The following is a 14,542-nucleotide window of genomic DNA, read 5'->3' as shown; positions in this document are numbered from 1 at the left end:
AGTGGCGCGCTCAGATCATCGCCCGGTTACAAGCCGAACACCCGCGGCTGATCGTGCTGAGCATCTCGCGCACCTACAGGGAAGATACTTTGCGGTCGTATGACCCGGCGTGGATCGATCGCCTGACCCGGCTGGTGCAGCAGTTACGCGGCATCAATGCGCAGGTGCTGGTGCTCGGCCCCATCCCGAATCCGCAATCAAGCGTCCCGGTCTGCCTATCCGGCCACCTCGACGATGCGACGGCCTGTTCGCCGCCACGGTCGACGGCGGTGAACCAGGCCGGCATCGCGGCTGAGATTGCCGCCACCAAAGCTGGCGACGGGCAATACTCCGACATCACCGCGCTGTTCTGCACCGCCGACCGCTGCCCGGTCATCGTAGGCAACACTCTGGTGTATCTCGACCAGGATCACCTGACACGCCAATACTCGCGATTGCTGGCACCGGTGATGGGCGCGCTGGCCGACCGCGCGCTCGTCGGCCGCTGACATGTCGCGGGCAGACGATCGCCAGTTCTGTTCTGCCTGAATCTATTCCAAGCTGATAGGTAACCGCTGGCAGGCACGCGTTGGCGCCGCTGAAGTCGCACCGACCAGACGCGGCTTAGTGTACGGTTACGGTGCTTGACACGGCGGAGCATCAGGAGGTTTGCCATGGCGCCTTTCGACGCAAGTGGCGCCGGGCGTCGGGCGGACACAGTGGGGCGAGAGGAAAGCCGGTGACGTCGGCTCCAACCGTCTCGGTGATAACGATCTCCCTGAACGACCTCGACGGGCTCAAGCGCACGGTGGACAGCGTGCGGGCGCAGCGTTACGAGGGACGCATCGAGCACATCGTGATCGACGGTGGGTCCGGCGACGCCGTTGTGGAATATCTGTCCGGGTGCGAGCCGGGCTTCAGCTATTGGCAGTCCCAACCCGACGGCGGACGGTACGACGGGATGAACCAGGGCATCGCCCACGCGACGGGCGACCTGTTGTGGTTCATGCATTCGGGCGATCGATTTTCCGATCCCGACGCGGTGGCTCAGGTCGCGGAGGCGATCTCGGGCCACGGGCCGGCGCGTGACCTGTGGGGCTACGGCATGTATCGCGTAATCAAGAGGGGGCGAATTTATGGCGGCCCGATGCCTTTTCACCTCCGTTGGTTCGTCGCCGGCTGGCCTCGCTGGCAGGGGGTTCCACATCAAGCGTCGTTCTTCGGGTCGTCGCTGGTGGACAAGGTAGGTCTCTACAACCTTGAATTCGGGTTCGCCGCCGACCAAGAATTCATTTTCCGGGCCGCGTTGCACCGGACGCCGATCACGATCCGGCGTGTGCTATGCGATTTCGACGGAGGTGGAATCTCGTCGAACATGCCCGCCCGCGTGGTCTGCCGTGAACTGCGGCGCCTGTGGGACTTCCATGGCTACTACCCGCTGGGCGGGCGGCGGATCTCGATCGTTTACCTGACCTGTTGGGAATACTGCTTGCGCTTCTTGGAATACGCATACGAGCGATCGAAAGCATTGGGACGCCTATTGCGTTCGCGGCGGTCGGCTCCCACTGCCGCTTCGCCCACACGGTCTTCCACGTAGGACCAGAGTCGCACGAAAAGCCGACCAACGGCGCCGGATGGCGGCTATTATCCCGCCATGATCGGGGGCCGAAGTGGTGTGCGCGCCGCGGGGTCTCCTTCCATCCGTCCGGCGCCGGCGCAGATCGACCACGTTGCCGCGGCGGCCACCAACGTGGAAAGGCTTTTCGAACCGATGCACCGACGGCACCGGGCCGGCCCGCCAACCGACCGACTTATGGTGGAGCGGCGCACTCCTGCGCGCCGCGGAGCATCAAGGGGGAGGTGGGCGCCGTGACCGCCGCCGACGTAGGGACCGCTGCCAGGCCGGTCCTCGTGTTCGTGCTGGGCTCGGGCCGCTCCGGAACGGCGGCGCTCACCCGAGTTCTCTCGCTGTGCGGCGCTGCGTCCCCGGCCGGGATGCTGGGAGCCAACTCCGACAATCCGCGTGGCTATTGGGAGCCGCGCCAAGCCGTTTACCTGAACGAAGTAATCCTGCGCCGCAACGGCAGCGCCCATTACGACCCGTCACTGCGCTTGCAGGAGCATGGTGCGCTCGACCCCGAGGAGAAGGCGGCCTGCGTCGCCGAGATCGGGGTGTTCCTGGCCAAGCTGCCCGCCGCGCCGGTCGTCGTCATCAAGGACCCCAGGATTACGTTGCTGACCGGCGTGTGGTTCGAGGCGGCACATGAGGCAGGATTCGACGTCGCGACCGTGATCGCGGTACGCCACCCGGAGGAGGTCAACGCGTCGGTCGGCGCGAAAACCCGCGTCTCGCAGGAGTTCTCGAGCGCCTTGTGGTTGAAATACCTCCTCCTGGCCGAGAGACAAACGCGCGGTTTGCCGCGCGTGTTCGTCGAGTACGCCAACCTCCTCGAGGACTGGCGCCGGGAGGTGAAGCGGATCTCCGCGGCGCTCGCGATCGATCTCGACACCCGTGACGAGGCCGCGATCGATGAGTTCGTCAAACCAGACCTTCGGCGCCAGCGATACAGCGGTCCGGTAACAGAGCCGTTCGGCACCGACTGGATGTCCACGGTTTATGAGACGCTGCGCGCGGCCACGCGGGACGAGTCCTGGGATGGTGCTGGGCTGGATCGTGTTTTCGAGGTGTATCGGGCGAGCGAACGTGCGTTCTCGACCGTGTTCGAGGATTTTCACCGCTTCCACAAGCTGAACAGCGTTGTCCCGCCGCTGGTCTGGAAGCTGGTCAACGAGGTCGCCGCCATAGCCCATCGGCGCAGGGGCACCTGGGCGTAGCCCGGGCCTCCCGGAATCCCGGGTATCCGATGGGCCGCGGGTATTAGGGTTGAACGCGCCGAGTGAAAGGCTGAAGCTGCGCGATGAAGTTTGTGCTGGGATGCTATGGAACTCGCGGTGACGTCGAGCCCTGTGCCGCCCTCGGCCGCGAGTTGCTGCGCAGGGGGCACGAAGTGCGCATGGCTGTCGCGCCGGACCTGGTTGGCTTCGTCGAGTCGGTCGGTCTTACGGCGGTCGCTTGTGGGCCGGACGCCCGGACGTGGCAGGACCTGCACCGCGACTTCTTGTCGCGTCTTCGCAAGTTCTGGAACGTCCCGGATCTGGTCAGGTTGGGGCGCGAAGATTGGCGGCTGGTCGCCCGGAGTTGGGACGAGATCACCACGACGCTGATTTCGCTTGCCGACGGGGCCGACGCACTACTGAGCATGATCATCGGCCAGGAGGCCGCGTTCGACGTCGCCGAGTATTACGACCTTCCGTTCGCGTTGCTGCACACCTCGCCGATGCGGCCCACCGGTCAGCTCCTGCCCGTCCTACCGCCGAGGCTGGCGCGCTCCGCGATGTCGGTGAACGACTGGCTGGGCTGGCCCATGACGAAGAGGTTCGAGAACGCGCAGCGCCGAAAAATGGGCCTGCCGAAGGCCACAAAGCTCTGGTCGCGACGGGTCGCCGAACGCAGAACGCTGGAAATTCAGGCCTACGACGAGGTGTGCTTTCCCGGGCTGGCAGCCGAATGGGCGCAATGGGAAGCCCAGCGGCCCTTTGTCGGCGCGCTGACGCTGGAATTGCCGACGGACGCCGACGAGGAGGTGGCGTCGTGGATTGCCGCGGGAACGCCGCCGATTTTCTTCGGCTTCGGCAGCACGGCGGTCAAGTCTCCCGCCGAGACGATTGCCATGATCGGCGCGGCCTGCGCGCAGCTGGGCGAGCGGGCGCTGGTCTGCGCGGCCGAGACCGACTTCAGCGACCTCGCCCATTTCGAGCATGTCAAGGTGGTGGCCACGGTGAATTACGCGGCGATCTTTCCGACCTGCCGGGCGGTCGTGCACCACGGTGGCGCGGGCACCACGGCCGCCGGCCTGCGCGCCGGCGTTCCCCAGTTGATCCTTTCGACGTTTCTCGACCAGACGCTCTGGGCGGCCCAGGTCAAACGACTGAAAGTGGGTACCGCACAGAACTTTTCGGCCACCGAAGAATCACTGGTGGCGGACCTGCGCCGGATCCTCGAACCGCAATACGTCGCGCGGGCACGCGAGATCGCGACCCGGATGACCAAACCCTCCGAAAGCGTTGCGACCGCCGTCGATCTGCTGGAAGATCTCGCGCGCAAGAGGCCGGCTGGCTGATCGCTTGGCTACGAAGGCAATTGGGGCTGTTCGTCGATCCACTCGAGCAGTGAATGCAGACCGTCCTCGAGCGTCCACTTCGGATGCCAGCCGAGCGTGTCCTTCGCCGGCCCGATGGTGCAGCTCGCGGCGCGCACGTCGCCGTCGCGGAATTTCGGCACCACAACCGGTTCCGGGGCGCCGCAGATGGCGGCGACCCTGCGGGCAAGCTCGTGGATGGTGGTCGCGGTGCCCGACCCGATGTCGAGGCAGCGTGACTCGGCGGCGGGTTGCTGCACCGTCGCGAACAACGCGTCGACGACATCGTCGATGAAGACGAAATCGCGCACGATCCGGCCGTCTTCGTAGACCTCCAACGGCCGTTGCCGACGCGCCAATCGTGCGAAGAGAGAGACTATTCCGGTGTACGAATTGGTCAGCGATTGGCCCGGCCCGTAGACATTCTGCAGACGCAGCACGCTGAGGTTGGTGTCGTGCGCGGCCGCCCAGGCCGCGCACATGTGCTCCTGCGCGAGTTTGGTCGCGGCGTAGATGTTGGTGGGCCGGGGCTCGGTCTGCCCCGCGTGGCTCGGCAGCGGCACCGCCGGTTCGCCGTTGGGCCCCTGGGGATCCCAGCTGCCGGCCAGCAGCTGAGCGTGGCTGCGAGGGCGCGGGTAGAAGGTTTGCGTGCCGCATCGCCAAGCGCCCTCGCCGTACACGGCCCGTGACGATGCCAGGACGAGCTGGTCGGGCACGATCTCCGATCGGCTCAGGGCGTCGAGGAGCTGGGTGGTGCCCACCACGTTCACTGAGCCGTGGCGCGTCGCCTCCGAAAGCGATTGTGCCGTTCCGGTTTCCGCCGCCAAATGGACGACCTGGGACGGGCGAAACAACCGGAGCACCGCATCCCAGTCGGGGGCATGGCTGACATCGCCGGTGAAGAACCGCACGGACGGCGGCAGGTCGATCGGCTGATGTCCGGCGTGCACCTGCGGGTGCAGGACATCCATCACGGCAACGTCGTAATCCTCCTTGACAAGGCGGCGAGCGAGCGCGGATCCGATGAACCCGGCCCCACCGGTGACGAGCACGGATGTTGACAAGAGCCGACGCCTTCCGGGTTGCCTGCACGAGATCCGGTCGATCATATCCGTGCCTTGCGTAGCGCCACCGCGACTTGGGCAGCAGCTCACCCCGCGGCGAGCGCGCGGTCGGCCAGCACCCCCATCACCGGTGCCAACAGCCGGGCGTATTCGCCGGTGATGTGGCCTCCCTCGAGATACACCAGGGTGTTGCCGACGATGACCGGGCAGCGCTCGGCGGTGCAGAACAGCTCGGTGAGGTCGGCGTACTGCGCGCCGCCCGCGTGGGCGGCGGCGGTCTCGGCCGCGATGCCGGGTTCGTTCACCGCCGTCGCGCTGGGCGACGCGCAGGCCGTCGCATCGTCGAGGTGCCCGGAGAGGCAGATCGGAACTGCCGCCTGCTGGCTCGGGACGGGCCCGAGCACCAGCACCTTGGCGCCGGTGTCGCGCAGCTGTTGCGCCAGGCGGGTCAGGCTGTCGAACCACACCCGGTCATATGACGTGAAACCCGGCTGCCAGCTCTGGTCGGCGCGATAGCCCCGCGCCATGTCCACGACGACCAGTCGCGGGCGCTCGGCGCGTAACCGGTCGAGGACCTCGTCGCGCCACTGCTCGCAGTGGGTGACCCAGCGGCGGAGGGGGTTGGCGATGGGCAGGTTCAGCAACGGGCAGGCCCCCTTTGTGAGGGTCTCCAGCCGCCAGTGCCGCTGCTCGGCGAGCCGCTGGAACGCCGGGGCCCACATCGCGGCATGCGAGTCACCCACGAGGGCAACCGTCGTCGTCGACGCGGTGTCACCCGTCGCGCACTCCGGCTGTCTGACTTGGCTGATCTGGAAAGCCCGCAGCAGGCACCCGTTGAGGAGCAATGCCCGCAGTTCGGCCGCCGCGTCGGCAAGCGGCGGGTTGAGGTTCGATGGCACGGCCTTCAGCCCGGCGGATGCCGCTACCGCCGCCTGCACCTGCCCGAACACGTCCCGCACCGCCGCGTCGTAGGCGTCGACGTTGTGGCCCGTCCGGGGCACGGTGACCGTCAGCGCCGAGGCCGGTTCGCCGCGGCCGACCGGGGTGGGCACCGACACCAGCAGCGCCAGGCTCACACAGACCGCTACCGCGGTGGCGGCACCGCCGAGCGCGAGGCTGCGGCGTGGAGACCGGCGCAGGGGAGCGGCGAAGCGCAACGGGTTCTCGATGAGGTGCAGTGTGAGCACCGCCAGCCCGGCCGAGATGACGACCGTCGCCAGCTTGCCGGCCGGCCCCAGCGGGTGGCCCAGCAAGGGCGGTGCGAGCACCAGCACCGGCCAGTGCCACAGGTACCACGAGTACGACACCCGGCCGATCGCCCGCATCGGCGGCACCGACAGGACACGGCCGCAGCCCCGGGAAGCCGCGGCACAGCCCGCGCCGATCACCAGCACCGTGCCGAGCACGGGCAACAGCGCGGCGGTGCCCGGATAGAGCGTGTTCGTGCCGAACAGCGTGCAGGCCAGCAGGATCAGCGCCAGCCCGGCCCATCCCACGATGGCGGCGGGGAGTGCCGGCAGCCGGCGCCACCGGCCGGCCGTGACCGCCACCAGGCCGCCGGCGGCCAGCTGCCAGGCCCGCGTGGGCAGCGAGAAGAACGCCACGGGCAGCGTCACGTAGGTGACCACCAGCGACATCGCAAACGACACCACCCCGACCAGCACGAGGACCGCCAGGTACGGGCCTTGCGCGGCCCGGGCGCGAGTGCGCCGGCGGGCACGCCGGATGAGCCACGCCGTACCGATCATCATGGCCGGCCACACCAGGTAGAACTGCTCTTCCACGCCCAGGGTCCAGTAGTGCTGGAACGGCGACGGCGGCAGGTTGGCCGCCAGGTAGTCGACGCCCTGGACGATGAACCGATAGTTGGCGACGTACAACGCGCTCGCGACGCCATCACCCATGACCGTCTTGGCCTGCAGCAGGGGCAACAGGGCGGCCGAGGCGATCGCGGTGACGACGCCCACGGTGGCCGACGCCGGCAGCAGGCGGCGGGCCCGCGCGCCGTAGAAGCGGCGCAGCCGCACGGTGCCGGTGCTGCTCACCTCGCGCCAGAGCAGTCCGGTGATGAGGAAGCCCGAGATGACGAAGAACACGTCCACGCCGACGTAGCCGCCACCCACGCCGGGCACGTCGGCGTGAAAAAGGACGACGCCCAACACCGCGACGGCGCGCAAGCCCTCGATGTCCGGGCGAAATCCGGGCTCCGCCCGGCGGTGACCCGCATCGACAGGGCTGATGCTATCGGCCTGGCGCAAGGTCACCAACTTCGTGAGAGGGCCGTTGGAACACGCGCCATTGTTCCACTTCGGCGGCATCGCATGGACCGCATCGAGGGCCCGCCCGAGACGCTGCCTACCAATTCCTCAGCGTCTCAGTCTCATTCGGCTGAGTCTTCTAATACGGGGTCGGTCCGGCGGGCATGAGCTAGGCTGCCGAGCGGTTGAGCACTGGAATCTGAGAGGCGAGACTCACGCGATGAGGTTTGTGCTGGCATGCTATGGAACCCGCGGGGACGTCGAGCCGTGCGCCGCGCTGGGCCGTGAACTGCTGCGCCGTGGCCACGAGGTGCGCATGGCCGTCTCGCCGGACATGGTTGGCTTCGCGGAGGCCGCCGGGCTCACGGCGGTTCCCTACGGCCTGGGCGACCAGGCCATGTTGGACGCGCACCGCGACTTCTGGAAGGAGTTGTCCGGCAACTTCTGGCGGGTCCGCAGGCTCAACAAGGTCTGGCGCGCATCCTGGGAGCCCAGCGTCCGGTGCTGGGGGGAGATGAGCACCACGCTGGTGTCGCTGGCCAAAGACGCCGATTTGCTGTTCACCGGCCTGGCCTACCAGGAGGTCGTCGCCGACGTCGCGGAGTACTACGCCATCCCTCTGGCCACACTGGATCACATCCCGCTGCGGCCCAACGGCAAGCTGCTGCCGTTCCTGCCGGGCCCGGTGGGCTACTTTGCCATGACGGTGGGCGAGCAGCTGGTTTGGCATTTATGGAAGAAGGTGCAGGACGCGGAGCGCCGCGAACTCGGCCTGCCGAAGGCCAACAGCCCGGGGGCGCGGCGCATCACCGAACGCGGATCGCTGGAGCTTCAGGCCTACGACGAGGTGTGCTTTCCCGGGCTGGCGGACGAATGGGCGAAATGGAACGGCCAGCGCCCGTTTGTCGGCGCGCTGACGATGGAGTTGCCCACCGACGCCGACGAGGAGGTGCTGTCGTGGATCGCGGCGGGAACACCGCCGATTTACTTCGGCTTCGGCAGCATGCCGGTCGAATCTCCCGCGGACACGGTTGCCATGGTCGGCGCGGCCTGCGCGGAGCTGGGCGAGCGCGCGTTGATTTCCGCGGCGGACTTCAGCGACGTCCCCCGTTTCGAGCACGTCAAGGTGGTGGGCGCGGTGAACCACTCGGCGATCTTCCCGGCCTGCCGCGCGGTCGTCCACCACGGTGGCGCGGGCACCACGGCCGCGGGCCTGCGCGCCGGTGCCCCCACGTTGATCCTGTGGATGCTGGGCGATCAGCCGCTGTGGGGCGCTCGGGTCAAACGCCTGAAAGTGGGCACCGCCCGGCGCTTTCCGAGCATGACCCACAAGTCGCTCGTCGCCGACCTGCGCGCCATCCTCGCGCCCGAGATCGTCGCCAATGCCCGGGCGATCGCGGCCTCGATGACCAAAGCGGCCGAAAGCGTCGCGACCGCCGCCGACCTCGTCGAGGATTTCGCTCGCCACAGGCGGGTGGGCTGATCGGAACGCTCAGGGGGCATATCCTTCTCCCAGCGGTGCGAACGCCGCGATGGCCGCGCCCGATGGCCGACACCAAGCACGCATGAAACGAGACGAACACGTATGCCTGGAAGCGCATCGACGTATGACGCCATCGTCGTCGGCTCCGGCGCCACCGGATCGTGGGCTGCCAAGGAGCTGACGGAGGGCGGCCTGAACGTTGTCCTGCTCGAGGCCGGCAGGGACCTGGACGTCGCCCGGGACTTTCCGGCCGATGCGGAACAGAACGTGATGGGGATTGCCGGGCGCCTCAAGTACGGCATCAGGGGCCAGCACATCCAGGTGCGGTGCTCATCTTTCTCCGAAACCACCAAGCAGTTCTTCGTCAGCGACCGAGAGAACCCCTATGCGACCGTGGGGCGTGACAAGTTCCTCTGGTTCAGGGGCCGGCAGCTCGGCGGCCGCCTGCACACGTGGTGGAGAATTGCTCCCCGCATGTCGGATTACGAGCTGAAAGCGGCGAGCGTGCGCGGGGACGGGGTCGATTGGCCGTTGTCCTACGAGGACCTGGCGCCGTACTACGACATCGTCGAGCGGACGCTCGGCGTCTACGGCAAACCCGAAGGCATTGCGAACTGTCCGGACGGTCAGTACATCGGGCCCGCGAGAACGACGAAGCTGGAAGAAGCGTTCCTGGCCAACGTCGAGAAACAGCTTCCGGACGTCCGGGTGACGTACGTGCGGAAGACCAGGTACGACGACGGGAGGGTTCCGCTTCCGATCAGGCTCGCTCTGGCCACCGGTCGGCTCGAGATTCGGACCGACGCGGTGGTGAGCCGGTTGTTGACCGACGCGCGGTCGGGGAAGGCGACCGGCGTCGAATACATCGATCGACCGACCAAGGAGGCGCGGGCGGTTCACGGAAGGGTCGTCGTGTTGTGTGCGTCGACGATCGAGAGCGTCCGGATCCTGCTGAACTCGAAATCCGCGAAGCATCCGTCGGGTGTCGGCGGCTCGTCGGGTCGTCTCGGTCGCTATCTGTGTGACCACATCGCATACACACACAGCGGGGCGGTGTCCGAAGGCGATGTCGAGGTCGGCCTCAACGAGGACGGCTTCGACTTCGGGGGAACGGGCCTCTACATTCCGAGCTTCTGCGAGAAGGAGTCGAAGGACTTTCCCGGCGGCTACGGCATTCAGATCGCAATCGGCCGCGGCATGCCGGTCTGGGTCATGAGCGGGTATGGCGAAATGCAGCCCCGATACGAAAATCGCGTGTCGCTCGACCCAAAAGTCAAGGACGCCTGGGGGATTCCCGTGGCCAGGATCGAGTGCACACATTCCGGGAGTGATGTCAACATGGTTGCGCACATGAGGCGGACGCTTCCACAGATCGCGGCTGCCGGCGGCCTGCAGAACGAGAACAACTTCGATGTCGGCCGCTGGAACATCCCCTTCCGACTGCTTCGCTCTCTGGTCCTCGCGAACTCCGGCGCCATGTGGCCCGGGGGAGCCATTCACGAGACCGGCGGCGCGTGCATGGGCGACGAACCCGGCAACTCCGTGCTGAATTCCTACTGTCAGTGTTGGGATGCCGATAATGTGTTCGTCACCGACGGTGCATGTTTCGTGTCCTCGGGATTCCAGAATCCCACCCTCACGATGATGGCCCTGACGGTTCGGGCGTGCCGCTTCATCGTCGATGACTACGCGAAGAGCGTGAACTGAATGGACTCTGGGAAGGTTGCCGGCGTCGACAAGCCGGTGTCCCGCATCGTCTTCGGCACCGATCGGCTGCGCAGCCGGGGATTGCCCTTGCTGCCCAGAAGCCTCGAGCAACAAGCCTTCTCGCTCCTGGATCGGTCATTCGAGCTCGGCTGCAATACATTCGACACGGCGCGCATCTATTGGGACAGCGAACGCACGCTGGGGGCGTGGATTCGGCAACGCCGAAACCGCGACGAGGTGGTGGTGATCAGCAAGGGATGTCATCCGCACCTCTTGCTGAAACGTCCCCGGCTGTCCCCGGACGATGTGACGCGCGACCTGCACGCCTCCCTGAAGGCGCTCGACACCGAATTCATCGACCTGTACCTGCTTCACTACGACCACCCCGCCGCACAGGTCGAGCCGATCATGGAGCGGCTCAACCGGCACATCGGCGAAGGCAAGATCGGCGCGATCGGCGCATCGAACTGGTCGCACGAGCGAATAGCCACAGCCAACACGTTCGCCGAGCGCGAGGGCCTGAAGCCGTTTGGCGCCGCCAGCGCTCAACTCAGCCTTGCCGAGTGGACGCGATCGCCGTGGCCCGGCGCGCAAACGCTCGGAGGGGACGGCCGGCGCGGCGCAAGGGAATGGTATGCGTCGCACGGGCTGTCGGTGTTCGCGTGGTCGAGCCTCGCGCGCGGCTTCTTCTCCGACCACTACGATCCGAAGAATCCGGGTGCCAACCGCGTGAGCCGTTGGTGCGCAACCTATTTCGGCACCGACGAGAACGTCCAAAGGCTGGAGCGCGCAAGGTCTTTCGCGCGCGAGCAGCACGTCAGCGTCGCGCAGGTGGCGCTCGCGTGGGTGCTGTGCCACCCGCTCCATGTGTTCGCCGTCGTCGGCTGCGCGACGGCCGAGAAGTTCGCCGACAACGTGGCCGCGCTGTCGCTGAAGCTGGACGAACCCACGCTGCGCTGGCTCGAGACGGGCCAGCCCCCGCGATGATAGTTTCGCGTTTGGTGCGCACCGTCTTTCCTGCGACGGCACGATGTGACGGAAGGCGAACGGCGGCGGGTGGGGGATGATGAGACGAAACAGCCGTGTGCCCGCGATCCCCCACCCGATTGAACCTCCGACCAAGGCGATAGAACCGATGTTGGCCTTCCTGATCAAAGCCCCGCGCGTCGTCCATCAGATCGCGCTCGGGGCAATCGTCTTCACGGCGCGGCTGCCGCTGATCCGGGGGATGATCTTCCTCGTCGAGACGTTCTTTTTGAGAAGAACCATCGAGGCGACGACGACGCCGGGGCCCACCGGACGGGCGATGGGCTACCTGTTCGGGAACCACGATCCCGAGCTGTCCGCGAAGGACATCTATCGAGACGTTTTCTCCCCGGAGCGGTTCGAGCAGGGCTACCAAAGCCAAATAGGCCAAGACATGTTCTTGAACCGGTGGTTCTTCAAGGACCGAGGCCCCGGCTTCTTTGTCGACGTGGGGGCATACGACGGAATTGTGGGCAGCAACACGTTCTATTTCGAAAAGCATTTACACTGGAACGGTATTGCGTTCGAGCCCAATCCGCCGGCATTCGAGGCCCTGCGCGCGAATCGCTCATGTCATTTGATCCAAGGGTGCGCATACGATCGGGACGGCCAGATTTCCTTCCTCGGACTTTCGGAAAGCGCGCAGCGCAAAGCCAAGTCGCGTCGCCCCGGCAGCGTGCTGGCGATGATATTCGACTCGAACCACGGCGGAGCCATGCTGGGTGGAATACCCGAGCACATGAACCAGGTGCGGTGGGTGGAATGGATACGCAAGGCCATGAAACTCGACCAAACCGAACATACGGTGCCGTGCTTTCGCATCGACAGCGTGCTCAGGGACCGCGGCGCGGAAATTGTGGACTTCCTGTCCATCGATGTCGAAGGCGCCGAACTCGAGGTTCTGCGCGGTATCGACTTCGAGCGGGTGCAGGTGAACGTCATTTGCATCGAGCACAATCCCGAGTTCCCCGCAGTCCATGATTTGCTGACGACGTCGGGCTTCGAGTATGCGGGCCTACTCTTCTTCGACGAGATCTTTGTACACAAACGTCCGCGCTACACATGGGACGTCTCTGAACGATGAAGGTTGTGCTGGCAAGCTACGGAACTCGCGGCGATGTGGAGCCCTGCGCCGCCCTCGGCCGCGAGTTGCTGCGCAGGGGGCACGAGGTGCGCCTGGCCGTCGCGCCGGACCTGGTTGGCTTCGCCGAGTCGGTTGGGCTTGACGCCGTCGCCTACGGGGTGGAGACGCAGGCCTTGCTGGGCGCGTACCGCGACTTCTGGATGTCCTTGTTCGGCAACTTCTGGAGGGTTCGGGAGCTGCGCAGGTTGTGGGCCGAACTTCGGGAGCCGGTGACCCGGTGCTGGTCCGAGATGAGCACGACCCTCACGTCGCTGGCGGAGGGGGCCGACCTGCTGTTCACCGGGCTGGCTTTCGAGCGTCCCGCCGCCAATGTCGCTGAGTATTACGACATTCCGTTGGCCACGCTGCATTACCTCCCGGTGCGCGCGAACGGCCAGTTCGTGCCGTTGTTGCCGGCGCCGTTGGCGCGCTCCGCAATGAGGGGCATGGAGTGGCTGGATTGGCTTGTGGAGAAGAAGGTCGAAGACGCGCAGCGCCGTGAACTCGGTCTCCCGAAGGCCACCCGGCCCGCGCCACGACGGATCGCCGAACGCGGATCGCTGGAGATCCAGGCCTACGACGAGGTGTGTTTTCCCGAGCTGGCAGCCGAATGGGCGAAATGCGTTGGGCCCAATGGCCCCTTGAGGCCGTTCGTCGGCGCGCTGACGTTGGAGTTGCCGACGGAAGCCGACACGGAGGTCGCCTCGTGGATCGCCGCGGGAACGCCGCCTGTTTTCTTCGGGTTTGGCAGCATGCCCGTCGAATCTCCGGCAAGCACGCTCGCCATGATCGGCGCGGCGTGCGCGCAGTTGGGTGAGCGGGCGCTGGTCTGCTCGGGCTGGAGCGACTTCAGCGAGGTCCCGCATTTCGAGCACGTCAAGGTGGTGGGCGCGGTCAATTTCGCGGCGATCTTTCCCGCCTGCCGCGCGGTCGTGCACCACGGTGGCGCGGGCACCACGGCCGTGGGCCTGCGCTCGGGGATTCCGACGTTGATCCTCTCGATGGACGTCAATCAGACGGTCTGGGGAGCCCGAGTCAAGCGATTGAAGGTGGGCACCACCCGTCGCTTTTCGCGCATTACCCGCGAATCGCTGGTCGCCGACCTGCGCACCATCCTGGCCCCGCCGTACGTCGCCCGGGCTCGCGAGATCGCCGGCCGGATGACCAAACCCGCCGAAAGCGTTGCCGCTACAGCCGATCTTGTGGAACAATTCGTCCGCTCGCGGCGTGTTGGCCGATAATCGGCGAAGGCAGCCGATCCCGTCGACCCACGCCGCGGCAGCCCGTCCCCAGACGAGGACGGCGAGTTCACCACCGCCGACACCCGGTATCGAGCACTGATTACCGGCCTGTGTCTTGAATCACGGTGGGTCACACCAGGAACTTTGGCCAAACGCCGGACAGGTCTGTTGCCCTCATCTACCGTTTGAAAGGGGTTTCACCTATCTCGCACGGAGGGTACGGAACGTCAGTGAGGGGCAATGCGTTCGACGACGACAGTGGCAGCTCTTTCGTCTTGGTCAACGACGAAGAGCGACACCGCCTGTGGCCGATCTTCGCTGATGTTGCAGGTAGCTGGCGGGTGGTCTACGGGGAAACCGACCGCGCTGCGCGTCCGCGTTACATCGAGCGGCCCTCGACCGATATACGGCCGAGGAGTCTGCGCGAGGGGCTGGCAGCCGGCCGACCTGCTCACAGGTAGA

General features: G+C 66.4%; 12 protein-coding genes. 10 read left to right on the top strand and 2 right to left on the bottom strand.

Annotated elements, in window-relative coordinates; genetic code table 11:
- The 4 genes from OQ968_RS12080 to OQ968_RS12065 all read left to right on the top strand — a co-directional run.
- Positions 1–488, top strand: a 488-nt coding sequence (locus OQ968_RS12080) for an SGNH hydrolase domain-containing protein (RefSeq protein WP_324677979.1), incomplete at its 5' end; no start/stop codon positions are given.
- Positions 489–718: 230 nt separating this feature from the next.
- Entirely contained in the window at positions 719–1,576 is an 858-nt protein-coding gene (locus OQ968_RS12075; protein ID WP_324678034.1) for a glycosyltransferase family 2 protein, read from the top strand.
- A gap of 272 nt (positions 1,577–1,848) precedes the next feature.
- Positions 1,849–2,814: a sulfotransferase family protein gene (locus tag OQ968_RS12070; protein ID WP_324677977.1), complete on the top strand. Its 966-nt coding sequence runs from the start codon at positions 1,849–1,851 to the stop codon at positions 2,812–2,814.
- 83 nt (positions 2,815–2,897) lie between these two features.
- Positions 2,898–4,160: a glycosyltransferase gene (locus OQ968_RS12065; RefSeq protein ID WP_324677975.1), complete on the top strand. Its 1,263-nt coding sequence runs from the start codon at positions 2,898–2,900 to the stop codon at positions 4,158–4,160.
- An 8-nt stretch (positions 4,161–4,168) separates the two neighbouring features.
- Here the strand turns inward: OQ968_RS12065 and OQ968_RS12060 are convergent, their stop codons facing one another.
- On the bottom strand, positions 4,169–5,230 hold the full coding sequence (locus OQ968_RS12060) for an NAD-dependent epimerase/dehydratase family protein (protein WP_324678032.1): 1,062 nt from the start codon (positions 5,228–5,230) through the stop codon (positions 4,169–4,171).
- Between the two features lie 98 nt (positions 5,231–5,328).
- Complete coding sequence (locus tag OQ968_RS12055) at positions 5,329–7,560, bottom strand: acyltransferase family protein (RefSeq protein WP_324677973.1); 2,232 nt, start codon at positions 7,558–7,560, stop codon at positions 5,329–5,331.
- A gap of 160 nt (positions 7,561–7,720) precedes the next feature.
- Here OQ968_RS12055 and OQ968_RS12050 point away from each other — a divergent pair, with 160 nt between their 5' ends.
- The 6 genes from OQ968_RS12050 to OQ968_RS12025 all read left to right on the top strand — a co-directional run bounded on the left by OQ968_RS12050 (position 7,721) and on the right by OQ968_RS12025 (position 14,541).
- Positions 7,721–8,983: a glycosyltransferase gene (locus tag OQ968_RS12050; RefSeq protein ID WP_324677971.1), complete on the top strand. Its 1,263-nt coding sequence runs from the start codon at positions 7,721–7,723 to the stop codon at positions 8,981–8,983.
- Positions 8,984–9,085: 102 nt separating this feature from the next.
- Positions 9,086–10,690, top strand: a complete 1,605-nt coding sequence (locus tag OQ968_RS12045) for a GMC family oxidoreductase (protein ID WP_324677969.1) — start codon at positions 9,086–9,088, stop codon at positions 10,688–10,690.
- A gap of 36 nt (positions 10,691–10,726) precedes the next feature.
- Positions 10,727–11,677, top strand: a complete 951-nt coding sequence (locus tag OQ968_RS12040; protein WP_324677967.1) for an aldo/keto reductase — start codon at positions 10,727–10,729, stop codon at positions 11,675–11,677.
- Positions 11,678–11,825: 148 nt separating this feature from the next.
- Positions 11,826–12,800, top strand: a complete 975-nt coding sequence (locus OQ968_RS12035) for an FkbM family methyltransferase (RefSeq protein ID WP_324677966.1) — start codon at positions 11,826–11,828, stop codon at positions 12,798–12,800.
- A complete protein-coding gene (locus tag OQ968_RS12030) occupies positions 12,797–14,080 on the top strand; it encodes a glycosyltransferase (protein ID WP_324677964.1) in 1,284 nt (427 codons plus the stop codon). Before OQ968_RS12035 ends, OQ968_RS12030 begins: the two co-directional genes overlap by 4 nt.
- 230 nt (positions 14,081–14,310) lie before the next feature.
- The gene (locus tag OQ968_RS12025) at positions 14,311–14,541 is read left to right on the top strand and encodes an MbtH family protein (RefSeq protein ID WP_324677962.1); all 231 of its coding nucleotides are present in this window, start codon (positions 14,311–14,313) and stop codon (positions 14,539–14,541) included.
- The last annotated feature ends 1 nt before the right edge of the window (position 14,542 follow it).

The sequence above is a fragment of the Mycobacterium sp. 663a-19 genome, assembly GCF_035616495.1.
Classification (GTDB): domain Bacteria; phylum Actinomycetota; class Actinomycetes; order Mycobacteriales; family Mycobacteriaceae; genus Mycobacterium.
The sequence above is the reverse complement of the archived record's forward strand: the minus strand, read 5'-3'. Positions and strand labels throughout refer to the sequence as shown.

Excerpts from the sequence above, each read along its gene's own strand:
- OQ968_RS12065 (WP_324677975.1), top strand. The coding sequence starts at position 2,898 with ATGAAGTTTGTGCTGGGATGCTATGGAACTCGCGGTGACGTCGAGCCC.
- OQ968_RS12055 (WP_324677973.1), bottom strand. The coding sequence starts at position 7,560 with ATGCCGCCGAAGTGGAACAATGGCGCGTGTTCCAACGGCCCTCTCACG.
- OQ968_RS12050 (WP_324677971.1), top strand. The coding sequence starts at position 7,721 with ATGAGGTTTGTGCTGGCATGCTATGGAACCCGCGGGGACGTCGAGCCG.
- OQ968_RS12045 (WP_324677969.1), top strand. The coding sequence starts at position 9,086 with ATGCCTGGAAGCGCATCGACGTATGACGCCATCGTCGTCGGCTCCGGC.
- OQ968_RS12035 (WP_324677966.1), top strand. The coding sequence starts at position 11,826 with ATGTTGGCCTTCCTGATCAAAGCCCCGCGCGTCGTCCATCAGATCGCG.
- OQ968_RS12030 (WP_324677964.1), top strand. The coding sequence starts at position 12,797 with ATGAAGGTTGTGCTGGCAAGCTACGGAACTCGCGGCGATGTGGAGCCC.